The sequence below is a fragment of the Muricoccus nepalensis genome, assembly GCF_006438825.1.
Lineage (GTDB): Bacteria > Pseudomonadota > Alphaproteobacteria > Acetobacterales > Acetobacteraceae > Roseomonas > Roseomonas nepalensis.
In genome coordinates, this window is sequence record NZ_RCZP01000004.1 from 61,682 (window position 1) to 82,966 (window position 21,285).

At 76.1% G+C, this 21,285-nt stretch carries 25 protein-coding genes; 16 read left to right on the forward strand and 9 right to left on the reverse strand.

The annotated features are described in order from the left end of the window. Positions 1-14: 14 nt before the first annotated feature. The 4 genes from EAH89_RS06685 to EAH89_RS06700 are packed head-to-tail and all read left to right on the forward strand — an operon-like array spanning position 15 to position 2,861. Entirely contained in the window at positions 15-698 is a 684-nt protein-coding gene (locus tag EAH89_RS06685) for a hypothetical protein (protein ID WP_140882026.1), read from the forward strand. After that, positions 698-949: a molybdopterin converting factor subunit 1 gene (gene moaD, locus EAH89_RS06690; RefSeq protein ID WP_140882027.1), complete on the forward strand. Its 252-nt coding sequence runs from the start codon at positions 698-700 to the stop codon at positions 947-949. Before EAH89_RS06685 ends, moaD begins: the two co-directional genes overlap by 1 nt. Continuing rightward, positions 946-1,395 carry a molybdenum cofactor biosynthesis protein MoaE gene (locus EAH89_RS06695; RefSeq protein WP_140882028.1) on the forward strand — a complete coding sequence of 150 codons (450 nt, stop codon included), beginning with the start codon at positions 946-948 and terminating at the stop codon, positions 1,393-1,395. Before moaD ends, EAH89_RS06695 begins: the two co-directional genes overlap by 4 nt. Further along, positions 1,392-2,861 (forward strand): hypothetical protein, encoded by a 1,470-nt coding sequence (locus tag EAH89_RS06700; protein ID WP_140882029.1) that lies wholly within the window; start codon positions 1,392-1,394, stop codon positions 2,859-2,861. Before EAH89_RS06695 ends, EAH89_RS06700 begins: the two co-directional genes overlap by 4 nt. Here EAH89_RS06700 and EAH89_RS06705 read toward each other — a convergent pair. Next, complete coding sequence (locus tag EAH89_RS06705; RefSeq protein WP_140882030.1) at positions 2,755-3,525, reverse strand: lysozyme family protein; 771 nt, start codon at positions 3,523-3,525, stop codon at positions 2,755-2,757. The genes EAH89_RS06700 and EAH89_RS06705 overlap by 107 nt on opposite strands. 22 nt (positions 3,526-3,547) lie before the next feature. Next, positions 3,548-3,985, reverse strand: coding sequence for a low affinity iron permease family protein (locus EAH89_RS06710; protein ID WP_140882031.1), 438 nt, complete (start codon positions 3,983-3,985; stop codon positions 3,548-3,550). Positions 3,986-4,253: 268 nt separating this feature from the next. Between EAH89_RS06710 and EAH89_RS06715 the strand changes: the two genes are divergently transcribed. Then, positions 4,254-4,733 (forward strand): hypothetical protein, encoded by a 480-nt coding sequence (locus EAH89_RS06715; protein WP_140882032.1) that lies wholly within the window; start codon positions 4,254-4,256, stop codon positions 4,731-4,733. Between the two features lie 3 nt (positions 4,734-4,736). Here the strand turns inward: EAH89_RS06715 and EAH89_RS06720 are convergent, their stop codons facing one another. Both EAH89_RS06720 and EAH89_RS06725 read right to left on the reverse strand, forming a co-directional pair. After that, a complete protein-coding gene (locus tag EAH89_RS06720) occupies positions 4,737-5,159 on the reverse strand; it encodes a PaaI family thioesterase (RefSeq protein ID WP_140882033.1) in 423 nt (140 codons plus the stop codon). Further along, complete coding sequence (locus tag EAH89_RS06725; RefSeq protein WP_140882034.1) at positions 5,156-7,252, reverse strand: 3-hydroxyacyl-CoA dehydrogenase NAD-binding domain-containing protein; 2,097 nt, start codon at positions 7,250-7,252, stop codon at positions 5,156-5,158. Before EAH89_RS06725 ends, EAH89_RS06720 begins: the two co-directional genes overlap by 4 nt. A gap of 383 nt (positions 7,253-7,635) precedes the next feature. Here EAH89_RS06725 and EAH89_RS06730 point away from each other — a divergent pair, with 383 nt between their 5' ends. From EAH89_RS06730 to EAH89_RS06770, 10 genes are read left to right on the forward strand one after another with little or no spacing between them, the layout of a single operon-like run. Continuing rightward, positions 7,636-8,337, forward strand: a complete 702-nt coding sequence (locus EAH89_RS06730) for a heme ABC transporter permease (protein ID WP_140882035.1) — start codon at positions 7,636-7,638, stop codon at positions 8,335-8,337. A gap of 10 nt (positions 8,338-8,347) precedes the next feature. Further along, a complete protein-coding gene (locus tag EAH89_RS33015; RefSeq protein ID WP_277753778.1) occupies positions 8,348-8,479 on the forward strand; it encodes a hypothetical protein in 132 nt (43 codons plus the stop codon). Next, the gene (gene ccmE, locus EAH89_RS06735) at positions 8,476-9,045 is read left to right on the forward strand and encodes a cytochrome c maturation protein CcmE (protein WP_140882036.1); all 570 of its coding nucleotides are present in this window, start codon (positions 8,476-8,478) and stop codon (positions 9,043-9,045) included. The genes EAH89_RS33015 and ccmE overlap by 4 nt, the downstream gene beginning before the upstream one ends. Further along, complete coding sequence (locus EAH89_RS06740) at positions 9,042-11,003, forward strand: heme lyase CcmF/NrfE family subunit (RefSeq protein WP_140882037.1); 1,962 nt, start codon at positions 9,042-9,044, stop codon at positions 11,001-11,003. The genes ccmE and EAH89_RS06740 overlap by 4 nt, the downstream gene beginning before the upstream one ends. Beyond that, entirely contained in the window at positions 11,000-11,620 is a 621-nt protein-coding gene (locus EAH89_RS06745) for a DsbE family thiol:disulfide interchange protein (protein ID WP_241666888.1), read from the forward strand. Before EAH89_RS06740 ends, EAH89_RS06745 begins: the two co-directional genes overlap by 4 nt. Further along, positions 11,617-12,072, forward strand: coding sequence for a cytochrome c-type biogenesis protein (locus EAH89_RS06750; RefSeq protein WP_277753779.1), 456 nt, complete (start codon positions 11,617-11,619; stop codon positions 12,070-12,072). Before EAH89_RS06745 ends, EAH89_RS06750 begins: the two co-directional genes overlap by 4 nt. Beyond that, the gene (gene ccmI / locus EAH89_RS06755) at positions 12,069-12,857 is read left to right on the forward strand and encodes a c-type cytochrome biogenesis protein CcmI (protein ID WP_140882038.1); all 789 of its coding nucleotides are present in this window, start codon (positions 12,069-12,071) and stop codon (positions 12,855-12,857) included. Before EAH89_RS06750 ends, ccmI begins: the two co-directional genes overlap by 4 nt. Next, positions 12,854-14,278: a flavin-containing monooxygenase gene (locus tag EAH89_RS06760; protein WP_140882039.1), complete on the forward strand. Its 1,425-nt coding sequence runs from the start codon at positions 12,854-12,856 to the stop codon at positions 14,276-14,278. The genes ccmI and EAH89_RS06760 overlap by 4 nt, the downstream gene beginning before the upstream one ends. Continuing rightward, positions 14,275-14,787, forward strand: coding sequence for a CMD domain-containing protein (locus tag EAH89_RS06765; RefSeq protein ID WP_140882040.1), 513 nt, complete (start codon positions 14,275-14,277; stop codon positions 14,785-14,787). The genes EAH89_RS06760 and EAH89_RS06765 overlap by 4 nt, the downstream gene beginning before the upstream one ends. Further along, positions 14,784-15,344, forward strand: coding sequence for a peroxidase-related enzyme (locus EAH89_RS06770; protein ID WP_140882041.1), 561 nt, complete (start codon positions 14,784-14,786; stop codon positions 15,342-15,344). Before EAH89_RS06765 ends, EAH89_RS06770 begins: the two co-directional genes overlap by 4 nt. A gap of 10 nt (positions 15,345-15,354) precedes the next feature. Here EAH89_RS06770 and EAH89_RS06775 read toward each other — a convergent pair whose 3' ends face one another. Both EAH89_RS06775 and EAH89_RS06780 read right to left on the reverse strand, forming a co-directional pair. Continuing rightward, positions 15,355-16,365 (reverse strand): Bug family tripartite tricarboxylate transporter substrate binding protein, encoded by a 1,011-nt coding sequence (locus tag EAH89_RS06775; protein ID WP_140882042.1) that lies wholly within the window; start codon positions 16,363-16,365, stop codon positions 15,355-15,357. Positions 16,366-16,511: 146 nt separating this feature from the next. Next, positions 16,512-16,940, reverse strand: a complete 429-nt coding sequence (locus EAH89_RS06780) for a hypothetical protein (protein WP_140882043.1) — start codon at positions 16,938-16,940, stop codon at positions 16,512-16,514. 135 nt (positions 16,941-17,075) lie between these two features. Between EAH89_RS06780 and EAH89_RS06785 the strand changes: the two genes are divergently transcribed. After that, positions 17,076-18,140: an NAD/NADP octopine/nopaline dehydrogenase family protein gene (locus tag EAH89_RS06785; RefSeq protein ID WP_161993496.1), complete on the forward strand. Its 1,065-nt coding sequence runs from the start codon at positions 17,076-17,078 to the stop codon at positions 18,138-18,140. A 6-nt stretch (positions 18,141-18,146) separates the two neighbouring features. Here the strand turns inward: EAH89_RS06785 and EAH89_RS06790 are convergent, their stop codons facing one another. From EAH89_RS06790 to EAH89_RS06800, 3 genes are read right to left on the reverse strand one after another with little or no spacing between them, the layout of a single operon-like run. After that, positions 18,147-19,109: a Bug family tripartite tricarboxylate transporter substrate binding protein gene (locus EAH89_RS06790; RefSeq protein WP_140882045.1), complete on the reverse strand. Its 963-nt coding sequence runs from the start codon at positions 19,107-19,109 to the stop codon at positions 18,147-18,149. Positions 19,110-19,152: 43 nt separating this feature from the next. Next, positions 19,153-20,514: a formimidoylglutamate deiminase gene (locus EAH89_RS06795; protein WP_140882046.1), complete on the reverse strand. Its 1,362-nt coding sequence runs from the start codon at positions 20,512-20,514 to the stop codon at positions 19,153-19,155. After that, positions 20,511-21,275, reverse strand: a complete 765-nt coding sequence (locus tag EAH89_RS06800; protein ID WP_140882047.1) for an amino acid ABC transporter ATP-binding protein — start codon at positions 21,273-21,275, stop codon at positions 20,511-20,513. Before EAH89_RS06800 ends, EAH89_RS06795 begins: the two co-directional genes overlap by 4 nt. Positions 21,276-21,285 lie beyond the last annotated feature (10 nt).

Genomic DNA, 21,285 nt, shown 5'->3' on the forward strand with positions numbered 1-21,285 from the left:
GAAGAGGACCCTCCATGAACCTCCATCGCCGGGGCCGCGCGGCCGGCCCGCTGGTCCTGCTGCCCGTGCTTCTCCTGGCAGCCTGCACCCCCGAGATCGACTGGGCGCCCTTCGGCCGCACCGACCCGATCGGCGCGCCGGACAGCCTGACCGTGCGCCGCGTGATGGGCGCCGAGATGGACGTGCCGCCCCTCCTGTCCGAGCCCGGCGACATGTGGCCGGCCCAGGAGGCGCCCCGCGCCACGCTGCAGAACCCCGACGCGGTGTCGGACCAGGGCCAGCAGCCCTCGGGCATCCTCGAGCGCGCCCGCGCGCGCGGCAACCCGCCGCCGCCGCCCCGCCTGCAGAGCGAGCAGTCCGGCCCCTACGTGCCCCCGGAGGCCGCGCCCAACCCCCGCGCGCCCGTGCCCGGCACCCGCCGCCGCGGCAGCTCCGCCGAGGCCCTGCCGCCGCTCGACCCCGTGCCCGTGCCGCGCGAGGGCGTGCCGCGCGGCGAGCCCCCCACCCCGCCCGCGCGCCTCGGCGGCAACCGGATCGTGCCCGTGCCCGGCGGCCCGCCCGCGACCATCACCGGGCCGACCGGCGGCATCACCACCTACACCCAGCCCGGCGGCGCCAGCGGCACGGCCATTCAGCAGCCGGGCTCCACCACGCTGTTCGGGCCGACGGGCGGCGTGACGGTCGTGCCGACGCCCTGATGCGCGTCCTCTACTTCGCCTGGCTCCGCCAGCGGACCGGCGCCGGCGAGGAGGAGGTCTCCCCGCCGGCCGAGGTCGCGGATGTCGGCGGGCTGATGCGCTGGCTCGCCGCGCGCTCCCCCGGCCACGCCGCCGCCTTCGCCGACCCGGCGCAGGTGCGGGCCGCGGTCAACCAGGAGTTCTGCGGCCCCGAGCACCCGGTGGCGCCCGGGGACGAGGTCGCCTTTTTCCCGCCGGTGACGGGCGGATGACGCCCACGGTCCGCGTGCAGGAGGCCGGCTTCGACCTCGCGGCCGAGACCGCGGCGCTCTCGGCCGGGCGCACGGATGTCGGGGGCATCGCGAGCTTCGTCGGCCTCTGCCGCGCCGATGACGGGCTGGAGGCCCTCGTCCTCGAGCACTACCCGGGCATGACCGAGCGGGCCATCGCGGGCATCGCGGCCCAGGCCGCGTCCCGCTGGCCGCTGACGGGCTGCACCGTCGTCCACCGCATCGGCCGCATCCAGCCCGGGGAGGCAATCGTCCTCGTCCTCGCCGCCAGCCGCCACCGCATGGCGGCGCTGGAGGCCTGCGCCTTCCTGATCGACTGGCTCAAGACCGGCGCCCCCTTCTGGAAGCGGGAGGAGTTCGCGGACGGCGCCGGGCGCTGGGTCGAGGCCCGGGCGGAGGACGAGGCGCGGGCGAAGGGCTGGGGTTGATCGCGAAGGCCCTCGCCCTGGCCGCGGGCGGGCTGATGCTCGCCTGGCCCGCCTTCCTGAACGGCTACCCCCTGCTGTTCAGCGACAGCGGCGCCTTCCTGCACCAGACGCTCGGCCCGCTGATGATCTGGGACAAGCCCTGGGTCTACGGGCCGCTGATCCTGCCGCTGCATTGGCACCGCAGCCTCTGGCCGGTGGTGCTGGCCCAGGGGCTGGTCCTGTCGCACCTCCTCTGGCTCCTCGCCCGCGGCTTCGGCGCCGGCGCAGGAGGGGGCGCGGCGCCGGGCCCGCACCTGCTGCTCTGCCTGGTGGTCGCGGCGCTGACGGCCGCGCCCTTTTCGGCCGCGCTGGTTATGCCGGACGTGCTGACGCCCGTGGCCGTGCTCTGCGCGCTCCTGCTCGCCTTCGCCCGCCCCTCCCTCTCGCGCGCGGAGGCCGCCTGGCTGGCCGGGCTGGGGGCGCTCGCGACGGCCGCGCACCTGTCGAACCTGCCGGTGATGGGCGCGCTGGCGGTGGTGGCGCTGCTGGCGGGCGGGCGGGCGGCCGGGCGCGTCGCGCTGCCGCTCGCGGCCGCCGTCGCGCTGCTGCTCCTCACCAACCTCGGGGGCCACGGGCGCCTCGCCCTCTCGCCCTACGGCGCGACCTTCCTCCTCGCGCGGCTGGTCGCGAACGGGCCGGCGCTGCGCACGATCGAGGCGGCCTGCCCGGCGGCGGGCTGGACCCTCTGCGCCGCGAGCGGCCGGCTGGCGCCCTACGGGCCCGGGGCCTGCCGCGACGGGTCCTGCCCGCCCGGGATCCTCGCAAGCGACGTCTTCCTGTGGCACCCCGACAGCCCCGTGAACCGCGACGAGGCCGGTTGCCCCCGTGACTTCGGCGGCCGCGCCCTGGCGGGCGAGGCCGGGGCGATCATCCGCGCGACCCTGGCGCGGGAGCCCCTGGCCGTGGCGCTCGGCGCGGTCCGGGACACCCTGGCGCAGCTCGGCGCCAACGGGGTCGGCGACACGCTCGGCCTGCAGGGCCTGGAAGGGCCGCTCGCCGCACGCGTCTCGGCCTTCGGCCCGGCGGAGCTGGCGCGGTTCCGGGCGGGCGCGCAGTGGCGGGAGGCGCTGGCCGGGCGGGTGGCGCCGGTCCTCTGGGTGCAGGGGCCGGTCCTGGCCCTCGCCGCGGCGGGCCTCGCGCTGCTCGGCTGGCGCGGGCGGCGGGACCGGGCGGCGCTCGGCCTCGCGCTCGGCCTCGGCACCGCCGTGCTCGCCAACGCCTTCGCCACGGGGACGCTGAGCGGCCCGCACGACCGCTACGGCGCGCGGCTGGCCTGGGTCCTCGTGGCGGGGGCGGTGGTGCTGGCCGGGCGGCCGCGCCTCAGCGGCGGAGGCAGGCCATGCGCGGGCGCGGGTTCCGCGGCAGCGGGGGCTGCCGCCCCGCCCCCGGCCGCAGGAAGCGCCGCGCCTCCGCCGCGCCCCCGATGAGCAGCGCGGGCTGCAGGCCGGGCGCGCAGAGGCCCGCAAGGCCCCGCATCATCGGCAGGGGCACGGCGCCGCCCCGTCCCCAGGCGGCGCCGAGGCGCGCGAGCGCCACCCGGCGGCTGTAGGCGGCGCCCCGCTCGGGCTCGCCGGAATGGTAGCGCCCGATCGCCTCGCCCCAGTCGGGCGAGCCGGCGCGGAGGCGGTTGAGGAAGCGCGCGGCGTAGCGGGCGTTCGTCGCGGGGTCGAAGGCGGCCTCGAGGCCGGGGAAGGCGTCGGGGTGGTGCAGCAGGTTCACCTGCAGGCAGCCGACGTCGATCGAGCGCACCCCGCGCGCCTGCAGGGCCGCGACCGCCGCGACGGCCGCGGCCTTGCTGGGCGCCGTGCCGCCCTCCCCCTCCGCGTTCCAGCTCCAGGGCCAGGGCTCGGGCCGGCCGGAGGGCGAGGCGCGCCCGGCCTCGACGAGGGCGATGGCGCCGAGCAGGCCGGGAGGAAGTCCCGAGCCCGGCTCCACCGCGGCGATGGCGGCCCGGCAGGCCGACCAGTCCCCGCCGTCCTGGGCGCGCGCCGGGGCCGCGGGCGCCAGCAGCAGGGCGAGGGCGGCGCCGAGCAGGGCGCGGACGGAGGGGCGCATCCGCCGCAGGTCGCCCGCGGCGTCCCGGATGGTCAAGCAGGTCGCTTGGATGTGGCCGCTACTCGGTCGCGGCGTCGGCGGCCGCCTCGGCGCGGCGGTTGGCGCGGCCGCTGGCCTCGTCGGCGGCCTCGGCGGCCATGGCCAGGCGGGCGCGCTGCTCGCAGGTGGCGCGGATCTCGTCCAGCTCCTCCTCCGTCAGGTGCTCGATGCCGATGAAGGCGTTGCCGGCCGCGCTGGTGCGGATCAGCTCGTCGAGCTTCGCCTGGATGGCCGCGCCGTCCCGGTTCTGGGTGTTCTGGATGAGGAAGACCATCAGGAAGGTCACGACCGTCGTGCCCGTGTTGATGATCAGCTGCCAGGTGTCGGAGAAGCCGAAGAAGGGGCCGGACAGCGCCCAGACGATCACCACGCCAACGCAGACCACGAAGGTGATCGGGCGGCCCGTCGCGTGGGCCACGCGGCTCGCGGCCGTGTTGAAGAATTTGTTGAAGTTCATCGGGAAGGTCTCATGCCGGGACGCCCCCAAGGGGGCCGGGACGGCCCGTGGTGCTCGTTACGGAAGTAGGGCCGGCGGCGGGGGCGGGACAAGGGAGGGCGGCCCGGGTGACCCGGAATTCATGCGGGGCCGGGATGGCCGGCGGCCCGGCCCATCGCCGCCCTCGCGCGCAACCCGGCCGCCATCCCGGGCGATAGGCCCGGAGGAACCTTCCGGGCGCGGCGGCCTCGCCGCCCGTCCCGCGCGGTTCGGAAGCCCGGAGGGACCCATGCACGCCAAGATCACCGTCCACGCCAGCCCCGCTCGCCTCTTCGCCTGGCTGTCCGACCCCCGGAACGCCCGCTTCTGGTTCGCCCATCTCCGCCACGACGCCGACGAGGTACCGGACCCGGGGCTCAGCGCCGACGAGGGCGCGCGCACCGTCCGCTGGACCGCCGCCCCGGCCGGGGAAATGGCGGTGACCGACCCCGCGACGCGCGACGCCGGGGTGGCCGACCTCTCCCTCACCTTCGCCGAGGGCGGGCACGTGAACGAGCCGCCGGTGGAGGAGACGAGCCCGAACGACGACCCGACCAACGCCGGCAACGCGCTGCGCAGCATCAAGAGCCACGTCGAGAACGCCGAGGGCGGCGACCCCGACATGCACACGCCCGGCATCGTCTCGCGCCAGGCGGTGGAGGAGGCGGACCGGGAGATCGCGGCGGACCCGGAGCACGGCGGCACGCCGCACCGGCGCCCCGCCTCCTGAGGCTCAGCCCGCGGCCGGGCGCTCGGACAGCAGCTTCCAGACGCCGTCCCCGGCCGCGACCAGCCGGTCGCCCACGTGGATCGTGCCGCGCACGAAGGCGACGGAATGGGCGAGGCGCAGCACCTCGCCCCGCGCCTCCAGGAACTCTCCGGGCCGGGCGGCGGAGAGGAACTGCGTGTTGAGCTGCATCGTCACGCCCGGCCGCCGCCCCGTCGCGTGGGAGACGGTGATGCCGAGCGTGTTGTCGAGGAGCGTGACCAGCATCCCCCCGTGGACGATGCCGTGGCCGTTGGCGTGCCGCTCGTCGGCCAGCACGCCATAGGCCCAGCCATCCCCCCCCGGCCGCGACCAGAGCGGGCCGGTGAGGCCGGTGAAGCCCTGGGGCGGGCGGGGAGACCAGCCCTCGGCGGCCGGGTCGGCGCTCACGCCGCCGCTTTCTCGTCGAGGGCCGCGAAGCTGCCGCCCTCCTCCGCCAGCCGGACGAGCAGGGCGGCGGGCCGCAGGCTCTCGTCGCCCGAGGCTTGCGCGAAGTCGCGCAGGCGGGCGACGATCCGCGGCAGGCCGAGGCTGTCCGCGTGGAACATCGGCCCGCCCGTGCCGGCGGGCCAGCCGTAGCCGTTCAGCCAGACGGTATCGATGTCCCCGGCGCGGGCGGCGATGCCCTCCTCCAGGATGCGGGCGCCCTCGTTGATCATGGGGTAGAGCAGGCGCTCGAGGATCTCCTCCGGCGGGATGGCGCGGCGGGTGACGCCCTGCTCGGCCGAGACGCGCTCGATCACCGCGCGCACCTCGGGGTCGGGCACGCCCGTGCGGCCGTCGCCGGCGTAGTCGTAGTAGCCGCGCTTCGTCTTCTGGCCGAGGCGCCCGGCCTCCACCAGCGCGTCCGCCACCGGGGATTTCTTGCCGCTGGCCTGGCGGATGCGCCAGCCGATGTCGAGGCCGGCGAGGTCGGTCATGGCGAAGGGGCCCATGCGGAAGCCGAAGGCGTTCAGCGCCGCGTCCACCTCCTCGGGCATGGCGCCCTCGATCAGCAGCCGGTCGGCCTGGGCGGTGCGGCGGGCGAGCATGCGGTTGCCGATGAAGCCGTAGCAGACGCCGGACACCACCGGCACCTTCGCCAGCTTGCGACCGACCTCGACAGCCGTCGCCAGCGCGTCGGGCGCGGTCTCCCTGCCGCGCACGACCTCGAGCAGCTTCATGACGTTGGCCGGGGAGAAGAAGTGCATCCCCAGCACGTCCCCGGGGCGGCTCGTGCTCGCCGCGATCTCGTCCACGTCGAGGTAGGAGGTGTTGGTGGCCAGCACCGCGCCGGGCTTGGCGATCCCCTGCAGCTTGCCGAAAATTTCCTTCTTGAGGCCCATCTCCTCGAAGACGGCCTCCACCACCACGTCCGCCCCGGCGGCGGCCTCGAGGCCGACCTTGCCCTCGATGAGGCCCATCCGCTTGCCGCGGGCCTCCTCGGTCAGGCTGCCGCGCTTGACGGAGGTGGCGTAGTTGCCGGCCACGCGCTCGAGGCCGCGCTGGAGGTTCTCCTCGCTCGTCTCGATCAGCGTCACGGGGATGCCGGCGTTGGCGAAGCTCATGGCGATGCCGCCGCCCATGGTGCCGCCGCCGATGACGGCCGCGCGCGCGACCGGGCGGGGCTGGGTGCCCTTGGGCAGGCCGGGGATGCGGGCGGCCGCGCGCTCGGCGAAGAAGACGTGGCGCAGCGCCTTGCTGCGGGGGTCGTCGCGCAGGCGGATGAAGTGGGCGCGCTCGATCGCCATGCCCTCGTCGAAAGGCTTGTCGAAGGCGGCGCGGACGGCGTCGATGCAGGCGGCGATGCTCGGGTTTTCCGCGCCCTTCTTCGCCATGGCGCCGGCCGCGGCCTCGAAGGCGTCGCGGTCGCCGAGGTTGGTGGCGGCGCTGGCAGCGGCGGGCCGGGCGCCCCCGGCCAGGCGCAGCGCCAGCGCCTTGGCGGCGGCCAGCGCGTCCTCGGCCACCTCGTCGAGGATGCCGAGCGACTGGGCCTCCTTGGCGGAGATCGGGTCGCCCGAGGTCATCAGCTTGAGGGCGGGCACGGCGCCGATGAGGCGGGGCAGGCGCTGCGTGCCGCCGGCGCCGGGAAGGATGCCGAGCTTCACCTCGGGCAGGCCGAGCTTCGCGGACGGCGTGGCCACGCGGGCGTGGCAACCGAGCGCCACCTCCAGCCCGCCGCCCAGCGCCGCGCCGTTGATGGCCGCGACCACGGGCTTGGAGGTGGCCTCCACCGAGGCGATGGCGTCCGGCAGGGTCGGCGGCACGGGGGGCTTGCCGAACTCGGTGATGTCGGCGCCGGCGATGAAGGTGCGGCCCTCCGCCGTCACCACGATGGCGCGGACCGAGGAATCGGCGTCCGCCGCCTCCACCGCGCGGACGAGGCCGCCGCGCACGGCCGCACTAAGCGCGTTGACCGGCGGGTTGGCGATGCGGACGATCGCGACGCCGTCCTCGACGGTGCTCGTGACCGGGTTGCTGGTGACCGGTTCCTGCTGGGCCATTGACCGGCTCCTTTTCCTGGCAAGCGCCTGATTTGGCGCGAAAATCACGTTTCCCAACGCGCGCGAGGAAAGAGCCGCGGGGGCGCCGCGTCAAGCGGAGGGGGCCGCGGCGGGGCCGCCCGGCCGGGATCGCGCGCCTTCGTGACGGCTTGTTGCAGGGGCGCGCGCGGCCCTTCCCGCCCCCGCGATCCCGCCCCATCTGCCCGTCATGGCTGCCGGGGTTTCCCGGCAATTCCAGCGCGGGCCGCGACGCGCTAAGGTTCCGGCACCGAACGCCCAATGCCGGGCCAAGAACGCCGGGAAACCCTCCCCTGACCACCCCCGCGCCGCTCCTGCATCGCTTCGCCAATCCCGGCCGCTTCCTGCGGGCGACGGCGCGGCTCATGCCCTGGCTCTGGGGCCTCTCGCTCGGCGTGCTGCTGCCGGCGGTGGCCTGGGCGCTGCTGGCCTCCCCGGCCGACTGGCAGCAGGGGGAGACGGTGCGGATCATGTACGTCCACGTCCCCATGGCCTGGCTGGCCATGGCCGGCTACTCGGGCCTAGCCCTCGCCTCCGTCCTCGCCCTCGTCTGGAAGCACCCGCTGGCCGACCTCGCGGCGCGGGAGCTCTCGCCGATCGGCGCGGTCGCGACAGCGCTCTGCCTGGCCACGGGCAGCCTCTGGGGCCGGCCGATGTGGGGGACCTGGTGGGCCTGGGACGCGCGGATGACCTCGGTGCTCGTGCTGTTCTTCCTCTGGGTCGGCCACGCCGCCCTCACCCGCGCCTTCGAGGACGAGGAGCGCGGCGCCCGCGCGGGGGCGATCCTCGCGCTGGTCGGCGTCGTGAATCTGCCGGTCGTGAAGTTCTCGGTGGACTGGTGGAACACGCTGCACCAGCCGGCCAGCGTGGCCCGGCTGGCGGCGCCGGGGATGCACGTCTCGATGCTCGGGCCGCTGCTGGCCTGCGCGACCGGTTTCTCGCTTCTCTTCGCCACCCTCGTCCTCGCCCGCGTCCGGGCGGCGGTGATGGAGCGGCGGGTGGAGGCGCTGGAGCTCGCCCGCGCCCGCGAGGCCGACCGGGCGCCGGGCCTGGCGGTGCCCGCGTGAGGACCGGACGATGAGCCACTGGATGAGCGTCGCCGTCGCCTGGGGGCTGGCGGCGGTGGGCTTCGGGGGGCTGGCGCTGGGCGCGGCCCTCCGCCACCGCAACGCCGCCCGGCGCCTGCGGGAACTGGAGCGCGCGCGATGAGTGCCACCACCACCTCCGGCCCCACCTCCTCCGGCCCCCGGCGGGGCCTCGGCGTCGCGGCGTCGCGCCGGCGCCGGCGGATGCTCGTGCTGCTGCTCTGCGCGCTCGGGATCGGCGCCGCGGCGGCGCTGGCGCTGACGGCCTTCCGCGACAACCTCGTCTTCTTCCGCTCGCCGTCCGACATCGTCTCCATGGCCGCGCCGGACGGGCGCGCCTTCCGCCTGGGCGGGCTGGTGGAGCCGGGCAGCGTGGTGCGGGAGGGCGCGGAGGCGCGCTTCCGCGTGACCGACGGGGCGCACGCCGTCGCCGTCACCTACCGCGGCGTGCTGCCCGACCTCTTCCGCGAGGGACAGGGCGTGGTGACGCTCGGCCGGATGCGCCCGGACGGCACCTTCGCCGCCTCCGAGGTGCTGGCGCGGCACGACGAGACCTACATGCCGCCCGAGGTCATGGACGCCCTCAAGCGCAGCGGCCACTGGAACCCCGAGCAGGGCGCGGCGCCGCCGGCGCGGGAGTGGAACACGATGACGCCCGCGGAAACGCCGGCGACGAGGACCGGCGGATGATCCCCGAGCTCGGCCACTTCGCCCTCGCCCTCGCGCTGGCGCTCTCCCTCGTGCAGGCGGTGCTGCCGCTCTGGGGCGCGCAGCGGGGCGACGCCCGGCTGATGGCGGCAGGCCCGGGCCTCGCCGCCGGGGTGCTGCTCTCGGTGGGATCGGCCTTCGGCGCCCTGCTCTGGGCCTTCGCGGAGAACGACACGACGGTCTCGAACGTCGTGCAGAACAGCCATTCCGCCAAGCCGATGCTCTACAAGCTGGCGGGCGCCTGGGGGAACCACGAGGGCTCCATGGTGCTCTGGGTGCTCATCCTCGCGCTCTGCGGCGCCGCCGTCGCGGGCTTCGGGCGCGGGCTGCCGGGCGCGCTGCGGGCGCGGGTGCTGGCGGTGCTCGGGATGATCGGCGCGGGCTTCCTCGCCTTCATCCTCGTCACCTCCAACCCCTTCAACCGGGTCTGGCCGCCGGCGGTGGACGGCCAGGGGCTGAACCCGGTGCTGCAGGACCCCGGCCTCGCCTTCCACCCGCCGCTTCTCTACCTCGGCTACGTCGGCACGGCCGTGACCTTCGCCTTCGCCATCGCCGCCCTCATCGAGGGGCGGGTGGACGCCGCCTGGGGGCGCTGGGTGCGGCCCTGGGCGCTGGCGTCCTGGTCGTTCCTCACGCTCGGCATCGCGCTGGGGTCGTGGTGGGCCTATTATGAGCTCGGCTGGGGCGGCTACTGGTTCTGGGACCCCGTCGAGAACGCCTCCCTCCTCCCCTGGCTCGCGGGCTGCGCGCTGCTGCACTCGGCCATCGTGGTGGAGAAGCGGGAGGCGCTGAAGACCTGGTCGGTGCTGCTGGCCATCCTCGCCTTCTCCATGTCGCTGCTCGGCACCTTCCTCGTGCGCTCGGGCGTGCTGAACTCCGTCCACGCCTTCGCCAACGACCCGGAGCGCGGCGTGTTCATCCTCGCGCTGCTGGGGCTGACGGTGGGCGGCGCCTTCGTGCTGTTTGCCTGGCGGGCGCCCTCCCTCTCGCCGACCGGCCTCTTCGCGCCGATCTCGCGTGAGGGGGCGCTGGTGCTGAACAACCTCCTTCTCTGCACGATCGCGGCGGTGGTGCTGGCGGGCACGCTCTACCCGATGTTCGCGGACCTCATGCTGAAGGCGAAGATCTCGGTCGGCCCCCCCTTCTACCAGGCGACGGTCTTCCCGCTCGCCCTGCCGCTGATCCTGGCCATGGCCGCGGGGCCGCTGATGGCCTGGAAGCGCGCGCGCCCCTGGCCGGTGCTGCAGCGGCTGTGGTGGGCGGGTCTGGTCGCGCTCGGCGCCATCGTGACCGTCTGGCTCGTCCGGGGCGAGCCGATCCTGCCCGCGCTCGGCTTCGGCGCGGCGGCCTGGCTGATCGTCGGCGCGCTGACGGACGTGTCGGAGCGCATCGCGCTCTTCTCCCGCCCGCGCGCGGCGCTGGCCCGCGCCCGCGGCCTGCCGCGCTCGGCCTGGGGTGGAGCGGTGTCGCACGCGGGCTTCGGCATCACCCTGCTGGGCATGGCCGGGATGGGGCTGGCGAGCGAGCGGCTGGCGGCGGTGCGGCCCGGGGAGAGCGTCTCGCTCGGCGGCTACGAGTGGAAGCTGGAGGGCGTGCGCGACGTTGTCGGCCCCAACTGGGCGGGCCGACGGGCGACCGTGACGGTGACGCACAACGGCGCCCCCGTGACGGTGCTGGAGCCGGAGAAGCGCAACTTCCCCCTCGCGCGCCAGAGCACGACCGAGGCCGCCATCCACACCACCGTCGCCTCCGACCTCTACGCCGTCATGGGCGACGAGGAGAACGGCACGGCGACGCTGCGCCTGCACTACAACCCGCTGGCGCCCTGGATCTGGCTCGGCGGCGCCATCATGGCGCTCGGCGGCGGGCTCTCCCTCTCGGACCGCCGGGCGCGGGTGGGCGCGCCGAGCCGGCGGGCGGCCGCGGGGGCGAAGGCGTGAGCGGGACGGGGCTGGAGAAGGCGCCGCCGGACGCGGCGGACGAGCCCGGCGGGGTGCGGCCGCCGCTCGGCCGCCGGGTGCTGGTCTGGGCGCCGCTCGGCCTCGCCGTGGGCGGGGGCCTCGGCTTCTGGGCCATGCTGCGGGGCATGCGGGACGGCTCCTACGACCCGCGCGGCGTGCCCTCGGCCCTCGTCGGCAAGCCGGCGCCGGCGCTCGCCCTTCCCGCCGTGCCGGGCCTGGCCGTGCCGGGCTTCGGGCCGGAGGCGCTGGCGGCGGGCGGGCCGGTGCTGCTCAACTTCTGGGCCTCCTGGTGCGTGCCCTGCGTCGTGGAGCACCCCCAGCTCGTCGCGCTGCAGCGGCGGGGCGTGCGGTTGCTCGGCGTGAACTACAAGGACAAGCCGGCGGACGCCGCGCGCTTCCTCGCGCAGCACGGCAACCCCTTCGCGGGGATGGTCGCGGACACCGACGGGCGCGCGGGCATCGAGTACGGCCTCTACGGCGTGCCCGAGACCTACCTCCTGGACGGGCGCGGCACCGTGCGCTGGCGCTGGGCGGGGCCGCTGATGCCCGACACCCTCTCGGCCGAGCTGGAGCCGCTGCTGCGGCGCTACGCGTGAGGGCGGCCCTCTTCGCGATCCTGCTGCTGGCGCCGGGCTGGGCGATGGCGGTCGGCCGCCCCGCGGAAATGCTGCCCGACCCCGCCGCCGAGGCGCGCGCGCAGGAGATCGGGCGCGAGCTGCGCTGCATGGTCTGCCAGAACCAGTCGATCGAGGACAGCGAGGCCGACCTCGCGCGCGACCTGCGCCGCCTCGTGCGCGAGCGGGTGGCCACGGGCGAGCCGAGCGAGAAGGTCGTGAACTACATCCACGAGCGCTACGGCGACTTCGTGCTCCTCCGCCCGCCGCTGAACCTCGTGACGGCGCCGCTCTGGGGCGTGCCGGTGCTGGTGCTGGGGGGCGGTGCCCTCGCGCTGCTGCTGATGCGCCGCCGCGCCGCGGCGCGCCCCGGCCCCGCGCCGCTGAGCGAGGCCGAGCGCGCGCGGCTGGCCGCGCTGGAGAACGATCCTTGACCTGGCTTCTCGCGGCGGCCCTGGCGCTGGCGGCGCTGCTGCCGCTTGCCTGGACCGTCTGGCGCCCCGCGCGCGTGACCGACCGCCACTCCGCCGACCGTGCCCTCTACCGCGCCCAGCTCGCGGAGCTGGAGCGGGACAAGGCGCTCGGCCGGCTGGACGAGACGGCCTATTCCGCGGCGCTGCTCGAGGTGCAGCGGCGCCTCCTCTCGGTGCCCGAGCCGCAGGCGGCGCGGTCGGGCGGGCGCGGGCCGCTGCTCGCGGGGCTGGTGGCGGTGCCGGTGCTCGCCTTCGCGGTCTATTTCCTCAACGGCGATCCCGACATGCCCTCGGCCACCTTCTCGGAGCGGCGGGACGCGGCGGCGCGGGACGACGCGCTGCTCGCCCAGCTCCGCGCGCGGCTGGTGGCGCTGCCGCCCGGCAGCCCCGCGGCGCGGCAGGGCTGGCTGCTGATGGCCGACGCCCAGCGCAACCGCGGCCGGCCGCAGGAGGCGGCGGCGGCCTATGTGGAGATCCTGCGCACCGGCTTCGACCCCGAGGTCGCGGCGCAGCTCGCCCAGGTGCTGATCGAGGCGAAGCAGTTCGACCAGGCCGCCTCCTTCCTGGCGGACGGGCTGCGGCTGGCGCCGGAGCATGTCGGGCTGCGCTACCTCGCGGGGCTGGTGGAGGCCCAGGCCGGGCGGCCGGAGCGGGCGCGGGAGGCCTGGACCGCGCTGCTCTCCTCCGCGCCCGAGGACGCGCCCTGGAAGACCATGGTGCAGCGGCGCATGGAGGCGCTGCCGTGAGCGGGACGGGACTGGCGGCGCTGGAGGCGCGGCTGCGGCGGGACCTCGAGCTCCTCGAGCTGCCCGCCAAGCCCTGGGTGCCGGAGCGGCGGGCCGAGGGTCAGCCCGTGCTGGACGTCGCCATCGTGGGCGCGGGCATGGCGGGGCTGGCGGCCGCGGCGGCGCTGCGGCTCGACGGGGTGGAGCGCGTGCAGGTCCTCGACCGCGCGCCCGAGGGCCGGGAGGGTCCCTGGGTCACCTACGCACGGATGGAGACGCTGCGCTCGCCGAAGGGGCTGGCGGGGCCCGCGCTCGGCCTGCCCTCCCTCACCTTCCGCGCCTTCTTCGAGGCGCAGCACGGCGCCGCCGCCTGGGACGCGCTCGGGAAGATCCCGCGGGCGCTGTGGATGGACTACCTCACCTGGTACCGCCGCGCGATGGCGCTGCCCGTGCGCAACGGCGTGGAGGTCGCCCTCATCCGCCCGCGCGAGGACGGGCTGCTCGCGCTCGACCTCGCGGGCGGGGAGAGCCTTCTCTGCCGCCGCGTCGTGCTGGCGAGCGGGCGGGACGGGCTCGGGAGCCACTTCGTGCCCGGCATGGCGCGGGGCGTGGACCGCCGCTTCTGGGCGCACTCGCGGGAGGCGATCAACTTCGCGGCGCTGCGCGGCAAGCGGGTGGGCGTGGTCGGCGCGGGGGCGTCCGCCATGGACAACGCGGCGACGGCGCTCGAGGCCGGCGCGGGGGCGCTGCACCTCTTCGTCCGCCGCCCGGCGCTGCCGCGGGTGAACAAGTTCACGGGCATCGGCAGCCAGGGCGTGGTGCACGGCTTCGCCGCCCTGCCCGACGAGTGGAAATGGCGCTTCCTGCACCACGCGGGCGCCGCGCAGACGCCGCCGCCGCGGGACAGCACGCTCCGCGTCTCCCGCCACCCGCAGGCCCGCCTGCACCTTGCCTGCCCCGTGACGGGGCTGCGCGAGGCGGGCGGCGGGATCGTGGTCGAGACGCCGCAAGGCGGGTTCGCGCTCGACTTCCTCATCTTCGCGACGGGCTTCCGCGTGGCGCTGGAGGAGCGGCCGGAGCTGGCCCTGCTCGCCCCGCATATCCGCCTCTGGCGCGACCGCTTCCCCTCGCCCGCGGGGCAGGAGAGCGAGGAGCTGGCGACCTCGCCCGATCTCGCCCCGGATTTCTCCTTCCAGGAGAAGCGGCCCGGCGAGTGCCCGGCGCTGGCCCGCGTCCACGCCTTCAACTACCCGGCGACGCTCAGCCACGGGAAGCTGACGGGCGACATCCCCGCCATCTCGGCCGGCGCTCAGCGGCTGTCGCGCGCCATCGCGGCCGCGCTGTTCGTCGAGGACCGGGAGGCGCATTTCGAGCGGCTGGTGGCCTATGACACGCCCGAGCTGCTCGGCGACGAGTGGCCGGAGAGGGAGGCGGCGGAATGACGCGGGACGACCTGCCAGAGGATCTGGTCGAGGACATGCTGGGCATCGCGCCGGGCTCGCCGCTCGCGGCGCTGCGGGCGCGCCGGCCGGAGGCGCGGCGGCACGCCGAGGGCGCCTACCGCGAGCTGCTGATGCCCGAGGACCCCGGCAACGTCTCGCACGCCGAGCGCGCGGCGCTGGCGCTGCGGGTGGCGCTGCGCGAGGGCGACCGGGCGCTGGCCGCCCGCTACCGCGCGCTGCTGGAGGCGGCGGGCGGCGAGGAGGCGGCCATGCTCGCCGAGGACCTGACGGACGGGATGATGGAGGGCCGCCTGCCCGCGCTGTTGCGCTACGCCGACATGGTCGCGGCCAGGCCCGCGACGGTCGGCCAGGACACGATCGACGCGCTCTCGGCCATGGGGCTGACGCCGCGCGACATCGTGGCGGTCACGCAGCTCGTCGCCTTCGTGCCCTACCAGGTGCGGCTGATGGCCGGGCTGCGCGCGATGCAGGGGGAGGGCGCCGCATGAGCCGCTTCACGATGGAGGAGGTGGGCTGGACGCCGCGTCTCCCGCCCGTCGAGGCCGAGACGGCCACCCCCGCGCAGCTGGCCGCGCTGGAGGCCTGTCCGCCGGCGCAGCGGCGCTCCACCTACTTCCTCACCCTCGCCCAGGACCCCGCCTCGCTCGGCGAGCGGGGCGCGCTGTTCAACAGCGTGATGTACGCGCCGCGCGGGCTGCCCCGGGCGGACCGGGAGTTCTCGACCGCCGTCGTCTCCATGGCGAACGGCTGCGTCTACTGCACCTCCGTCCACGCCCGGCGCTTCGCGGAGCTGTCGAAGCAGGCGGAGGCGATGCAGCGCGTGCTGGACGAGGGGCACGCGGTGGAGACCGACCCGCGGCGCCGCGCGATCGCCGACTTCAGCGAGAGGCTGACGCTCACGCCCGGCGCCGTGACGGCGGCCGACCTCGCGCCGCTGCGCGCGGTCGGGATGGACGACATCGAGGTGCTGGACCTCGTCCACTCCGTCGCGATGTTCGCCAACGCGAACCGGCTGATGCAGTCCCTGGGCGAGACGGAGAAGTAGGCCGCCTCCCCTAGTCATTCCGCGCGCCCGAGGCCCGCACCAGGGCCGCGTGGCTCTCGATCTCCGCGTGCAGGAAGCTCGCCAGCCGCTCCGGCGTGCCGCCGAGGGTGGCCATGCCCGCCTGCTCGAAGCGGGCGCGCGCCTCGGGGTCGTTGAGGACCTCGTTCGCGAGGGCGTTCAGGCGCGCGACGAGGGCGGGCTCCGTGCCCTTGGGAAGGAACAGCCCGAACCAGGTGCCGAAGACGAGGCCGGGCATGCCGAGCTCCGCCGTGGTCGGCACCTCCGGCAGCTGCGGCGCGCGCTCGGGCGAGAGGACGGCGATGGGCGTGACCGCGCCCGCGCGCACCTGGGGCGCGACGCCCGTGATGAGGTTGAACATCGCCTGGATGCGCCCCGACAGCAGGTCCGTCACCGCCGCCGCCGGCGCGGTGTAGGGCACGTGGGTCATCTGCGCGCCGGTGAGCGACTTGTAGAGCTCCCCCGCCAGGTGCATCGACGAGCCGTTGCCGGTGGAGCCGAAGTTGATGCCGTTCGGGTGGGCGCGGGCGTAGGCGCCGAACTCCTCCAGCGTGCGCGGGCCGAGCTCCTTGTTCACGACGAGCACGTTGGGGACGTTGCCGACGAGAACCACCGGCTCGAAGTCCCGCTCGGGGTCGAAGGCGAGGTCCTTGTAGAGGGCGGGGTTGGTGGCCATCGTGCCCGCCCAGGACCAGAGGATGGTGTAGCCGTCCGGCGCCGCCCGCGCGCCGGCCAGCGCCCCGATGTTGCCGTTGGCGCCGCCGCGGTTGTCGACGAGCACGCGCTGGTTGACCCGCTTCTCCAGCTCCTGCGCAAAGACGCGGGCCAGCGTGTCCGCCGTGCCGCCGCCGCCGGGCGCGGGGACGATGATGCGGACCGGGCGGTTGGGCCAGGGACTCGCCACGGAGGACGCCGGGCCTTGGGCGGGAGCCTGCGCCCGTGCCGCGGCGGAGACGCCCAGGAGAGCGGGGAGGAGGAGGGCGCGGCGACGCGGAAGGGTCATGTCTCGGGGGCTCGTCTGGCGGCTCGCGGAAGGATGAGCGGGAGATTAAGGGGGATCGGGCCCTCCCCGGGAAGCGAAACCGGTCGCCGGCCGAGGGAACGGGCGGCGGTCTTCCGCCGCCGACGCAGCCCTGAACGGCGCGGCGATCAGACGCCCGTGGGGAAGATCCGGGAAACGCTGGCTGTGACCGCGAGGAACTGGGCCGCGTTGTAGGCCATGCCGCCCCAGTGGAGCCGCCGCAGCCGGCGCAGCGCCGTGGCGTCGCCGGCGTCCCGCACGCGGAGCGCGGCGTCGATCCTCACCAGGAACCAGCGCCGCGCGGCGACCGCGAGGGCGGCGACCGTGCCGATGCCGGCGGCGACGAGCGGCCGGCTGGCCAGCAGGAAGGCCAGCGCGGCCACGCCGCAGGTCCCGCCCACGAGCAGGAAGTGGACGTTGAACAGCCCGCGCAGCAGCCAGGTGACGACGGGGTCGCTGAAGGGCCGGAGCAGGAAGGTCAGGGACGTCACGAGGAAGTACAGCATGGGCCCGAGCAGCACGATGGTGGCCAGCAAGGCAAAGCCGTTCGGCGTCATGGCGCGCTTCCGTCCCTCCTGTCGGGGTCGCAAAGGTGGCATAGGCGGCAGGCCCTTGCACCACCGGTTTCCGGCGGAGCGGGGCCGCGGGGAATGGTCTCGGGGCGGGACGATGCGGGGCGGAGGAGCGGGGCGATGCGGCTGAGCGTTCTGGGCGCGGGGGCGGTCGGCCCCGCCGCGGCGGTGCTGGCGGCCTCGCGCGGGCACGCGGTGACGATCTGGTCGCCCTCCGGCCGCGGCACGGCGGGGATCGAGGGCGGGATGGAGGCGGAGGGCGCGGTGCGCGGGTGGTTCCCGCTGCGCGTCGCGGCCGGGCTCGCGGAGGCCCTTGACGACGCAGAGGCCGCGCTGCTCGCGGTGCCCGCCTATGCCTTCCCCGACCTGCTCCCGCGGATCGCGCGGGCGCTGCCGCCCGGCCTGCCCCTGCTGATCGCGCCCGCTGCCTCCCTCGCGCCGCTCGCGCTCGACGGCCTGCTGGCGGCGCGCGGGGCACCGGCCGTGCGGGCGGCGATCGGGGCCATGGCGACCACCCCCGTCACCGCCCGGCGCCGGGCGCCCGGGCGCGTCTTCGTCGCGACGGTGCGGGCGGCGGTGGACGTGGCGGCGGTGCCCTCGGCGGCCGCGGCGTCGATGGGCGCGCTGGCGACCGCGCTGTTCGGCCACGCGAGCCCGGCGGCGCCCAGCGCGCTCGGCGCCGGCATCGCCAACGCCAACCCGATCATCCACGCCGTGCTCGCGCTCACCAACGTCACGCGGATCGAGCGGGCGGAGGAGTGGCCGCAATACGGGCTGATGACCCCGGCCGCCTGCCGGATGATGGAGGCCCTGGCGCGGGAGCGCGCGGCCCTGGCCGCCCTCTTCGGCACGCCCGTGCTGGATCTGGAGGAATCGCTGCACCGGGCGAACGGCGTTCCCCTCGGCCCCCTGGCGGAAATGGCGGCCCGCATCGCCGAGACGCGCGGCGCGGTGGCGGGCCCGGCCGCGATGGAGACGCGCTACGTGACGGAGGACGTGCCCTACGGGCTGGCGTTCTACCTCTGGCTCGCGCGCGGGCAGGGCCTAGCCATGCCGGTGACGGAGGCGGTGGTGACCGCGCTGGAGGCGCTCTGGGGCCGGGACCTCCGGCGCAACCCGCTGCTGGACGGGCTCGACCCGGGCGCGATCGCGGAGGCGCTGGACGCGGGCTACGGCCGGGGCTGACCGGCCTCAGTCGAGCCGGATGTCGAGCGGCGCGGCGACGCGGGTCCAGCGCTCCAGGTCGTCGCGCAGCAGGGCGCCGAAGGCGGCGCCGTCCGCGCCGTTGGGGGTGGCGCCGAGCACGTCGAGGCGCGAGCGGACGAGGTCGGTCCCAAGCGCCTCGCGGAAGGCCTCCGCAAGGCGCGCGACGACGGGCGCAGGGGTGCGGGTGGGGGCTTCGATGCCGGTCCAGATGCTCGCCTCGAAGCCCGGCACGCCGGCCTCGATGAGGGTGGGGATGTCGGGGGTGGCGGGGAAGCGCTCCCGGGAGGTCACGGCCAGCACCTTGAACTGCGCGCCCCCGGCGGCGAGGACCGAGGGGACGGAGACGAACATGGCCGCGATCCGCCCGGCCGCGAGGTCGTTGAAGGCCCCCGCCGCGCCCCGGTAGGGAACGTGCTCGAGGTTCAGGCGCTCGCGGGCCTTCAGGTCCTCCATGATGAGGTGGGTGTTCGTGCCGATGCCCGTGGAGGCGTAGGGCAGCGGCTGCCGGGCCTCCCGCGCCAGGCGGAGCAGCCCCTGGGCGTCCGCGACGCCGAGCCCCGGCGCGGCGAGGAGGGCGACCGGGCTGTCGCTGAGGTGGATCACGGGCGCGAAGTCCGCGAGGGGGTCGTAGGGCAGGCGGCGGCCGATGGCCTTGGCGATGGTGAGCTGCCCGGCGGTGGCGAGGAGCAGCGTCAGCCCGTCCGGCGCCGCGCGCGCGACCGCCTCCGCCCCCAGCACGCCGCCGGCGCCGGCGCGGTTCTCGACCACCACCGTCTGCCCGAGGATGGGTCCGGCCGCCTGGGCGAGCAGGCGCCCCAGCACGTCCTGCGAGCCGCCGGGGGCGAAGGGCACGACGAGGCGGAGCGGCCCGTCCGGCGTCCAGCGGCCCTGGGCGCGCGCGGCCGCCGGGAGGAGGGCGGCGAGGGAGAGGAGGGCGCGGCGCTGCATCGGGGTCGGTCCTTCGGGCTCGCCGGCGTAGCGCCGCGCGGCCTCAGGCGGCAAGCCGGCGCAGGGCGGCGCGGAAGCGGGCGGCGACGGCGTCGCGGGCGCGGTGCCGGCCCTCGCTCACCAGCGCCTCGCCGGCGACGACCGTCGTGCGGACGGGGCTCGACTGGCCGGAGAAGACCCAGGCGTCCAGCAGGGCGTCCCCCGCGTGCGGCACGAGGGTGGGGTGCGCGTCGTCCAGCTCCACCAGGTCGCAGCGGGCGCCGGGCGCGATGGTGCCGAGGGGCGCGCCCGCGGCCCGGGCGCCGCCCTGCAGCACCGCGTCCAGCAGGGCGCGGCCGGGATGGGGCGAGGCGCCGTCCGCCGCGACGCTGCGCGAGAGGAGGCGCAGGCGCTGGGAGAACTCGAGCTGCCGCAGCTCCTCGCGCGGGGCGGTGCCGACATGGGAGTCCGTGCCGATGGCGATGGCGCCACCCGCGCCGGCAAAGGTGGGGAGGTCGAAGGTGCCGTCGCCGAGCGAGGCCTCGGTGGTCGGGCAGAGCCCCGCCACCGCGCCGCTGCGGGCGAGGCCGCGGCTCTCCGCCTCCGTCAGGTGGGTGGCGTGGATGACGCACCAGCGGGCGTCGACCGGCGCGTTGGCCAGCAGCCACTCCACCGGGCGCGCGCGGGTGGCCGCGAGGCATTCCTCGACCTCGCGCGGCTGCTCGGCGGCGTGGATGTGGATGGGGCCGGGATGGTCAGCGAAATGCGCGAGCATCGCCGGCGTCACGGCGCGCAGCGAGTGCGGGGCGATGCCGAGGCGGGCGTGCGGCAGGTCGCGCATCGCCGCGGCGCAGCGGGCGAGGATGGCCTCGAAGCCGTCGAGGTCGTTCAGGAAGGGGCGCTGCCCCGGCCCGGGCTCGGCGCCGAAGATGCCGCCGTGGCGGTAGAGGCTGGGCAGTAGCGTGAGGCCGATGCCCGTCTCCCGCGCGGCCGCAAGGTGGCGGAGCGCCATCTCCGCGCGGTCGGCGTAGGGCGTGCCGTCGGGCCGGTGGTGCAGGTAGTGGAACTCGGCGAGGTGGGTGAAGCCGTGCTCGAGGCACTCGACGTGCAGCTGGGCCGCGACGGCCTCGGCGTCGTCGGGGGTGAGGCGGGCGACGAAGCGGTACATCGTCTCCCGCCAGGTCCAGAAGCTGTCCTGCCCAGCGGGAGAGCGGCGCTCCGCGGCGCCGGCCATGGCGCGCTGGAAGGCGTGGGAGTGGATGTTCGGGACACCCGGGATGACGTGGCCGGGCAGGCGCGCGGCGCCCTCCGGCGGGGCGGTGCCGGGCGTGGCGGCGGCGATGGTGCCGGCGGCGTCCGCGGTGATCGTGACGTCGCGCGCCCAGCCGCTGGGCAGCAGGGCCCGGGCCGCGTGGAAGACGGTCATGCGCCGGGCGTCACCGGCGTGGCGGGCTCGGGCGCCCAGGCGACGCGCTGGAGGTAGGTGGCGAGGAAGCGGCGCAGGCGCGGCTCCGCGGCGTCGCGGAACACGGAGCGCGCCGGGCCGTCCACCAGCACCTTGCCGTGGTCGAGGAAGACGGCGCGGCTCGCCACCGAGGCGACGAAGCCCATCTCGTGCGAGACGACGAGCATGGTCAGCCCCGTCTCCGCGAGGCCGCGGATGACGTCGAGCACCTCCGTCGTGAGCTCGGGGTCGAGGCTCGCGGTCGGCTCGTCGAAGAGGATGAGATGGGGTTCCACCGCCAGCGTCCGCGCGATGGCGACGCGCTGCTGCTGGCCGCCCGAGAGCTGCGCGGGGCGGCGGTCAGCGAGCTTGAGCAGGCCGACGCGGTCGAGCATCGCCCGGGCGCGATCCGCCGCCTCCGCGCGCGACTTCTTCCGCGCGAGCCGCAGGGCGAGGGCCACGTTCTCCTGCGCCGTCAGGTGCGGCCAGAGGTTGAACTGCTGGAAGACCATGCCGACGATGCCGTCGCCCGGCGCGGGCACGCGGCCCTCCACCAGCACGCGGCCGCCCGTCAGCGGGTCGAGGCCGGCGATGCAGCGGAGCAGCGAGGACTTGCCGGAGCCGCTCGGGCCGATCAGCCCGACGACCTCGCCTTTCTCCACGGAAAGGTCGATGCCCGCGAGGATCTGCGTGTCGCCGACGCGGCGCTCCAGCCGCTCGGCGAGGAGGAAGGGTTGCGTCATCACTGGGTCC

Excerpts from the sequence above, each read along its gene's own strand:
- EAH89_RS06725 (WP_140882034.1), bottom strand. The coding sequence starts at position 7,252 with ATGGCCCAGCAGGAACCGGTCACCAGCAACCCGGTCACGAGCACCGTC.
- moaD (WP_140882027.1), top strand. The coding sequence starts at position 698 with ATGCGCGTCCTCTACTTCGCCTGGCTCCGCCAGCGGACCGGCGCCGGC.
- EAH89_RS06730 (WP_140882035.1), top strand. The coding sequence starts at position 7,636 with ATGCCCTGGCTCTGGGGCCTCTCGCTCGGCGTGCTGCTGCCGGCGGTG.
- EAH89_RS06795 (WP_140882046.1), bottom strand. The coding sequence starts at position 20,514 with ATGACCGTCTTCCACGCGGCCCGGGCCCTGCTGCCCAGCGGCTGGGCG.
- EAH89_RS06765 (WP_140882040.1), top strand. The coding sequence starts at position 14,275 with ATGACGCGGGACGACCTGCCAGAGGATCTGGTCGAGGACATGCTGGGC.
- EAH89_RS06715 (WP_140882032.1), top strand. The coding sequence starts at position 4,254 with ATGCACGCCAAGATCACCGTCCACGCCAGCCCCGCTCGCCTCTTCGCC.
- EAH89_RS06740 (WP_140882037.1), top strand. The coding sequence starts at position 9,042 with ATGATCCCCGAGCTCGGCCACTTCGCCCTCGCCCTCGCGCTGGCGCTC.
- EAH89_RS06685 (WP_140882026.1), top strand. The coding sequence starts at position 15 with ATGAACCTCCATCGCCGGGGCCGCGCGGCCGGCCCGCTGGTCCTGCTG.
- ccmE (WP_140882036.1), top strand. The coding sequence starts at position 8,476 with ATGAGTGCCACCACCACCTCCGGCCCCACCTCCTCCGGCCCCCGGCGG.
- EAH89_RS06800 (WP_140882047.1), bottom strand. The coding sequence starts at position 21,275 with ATGACGCAACCCTTCCTCCTCGCCGAGCGGCTGGAGCGCCGCGTCGGC.
- EAH89_RS06785 (WP_161993496.1), top strand. The coding sequence starts at position 17,076 with ATGCGGCTGAGCGTTCTGGGCGCGGGGGCGGTCGGCCCCGCCGCGGCG.
- EAH89_RS33015 (WP_277753778.1), top strand. The coding sequence starts at position 8,348 with ATGAGCCACTGGATGAGCGTCGCCGTCGCCTGGGGGCTGGCGGCGGTG.
- EAH89_RS06695 (WP_140882028.1), top strand. The coding sequence starts at position 946 with ATGACGCCCACGGTCCGCGTGCAGGAGGCCGGCTTCGACCTCGCGGCC.
- EAH89_RS06710 (WP_140882031.1), bottom strand. The coding sequence starts at position 3,985 with ATGAACTTCAACAAATTCTTCAACACGGCCGCGAGCCGCGTGGCCCAC.
- EAH89_RS06770 (WP_140882041.1), top strand. The coding sequence starts at position 14,784 with ATGAGCCGCTTCACGATGGAGGAGGTGGGCTGGACGCCGCGTCTCCCG.
- EAH89_RS06780 (WP_140882043.1), bottom strand. The coding sequence starts at position 16,940 with ATGACGCCGAACGGCTTTGCCTTGCTGGCCACCATCGTGCTGCTCGGG.
- EAH89_RS06790 (WP_140882045.1), bottom strand. The coding sequence starts at position 19,109 with ATGCAGCGCCGCGCCCTCCTCTCCCTCGCCGCCCTCCTCCCGGCGGCC.
- EAH89_RS06775 (WP_140882042.1), bottom strand. The coding sequence starts at position 16,365 with ATGACCCTTCCGCGTCGCCGCGCCCTCCTCCTCCCCGCTCTCCTGGGC.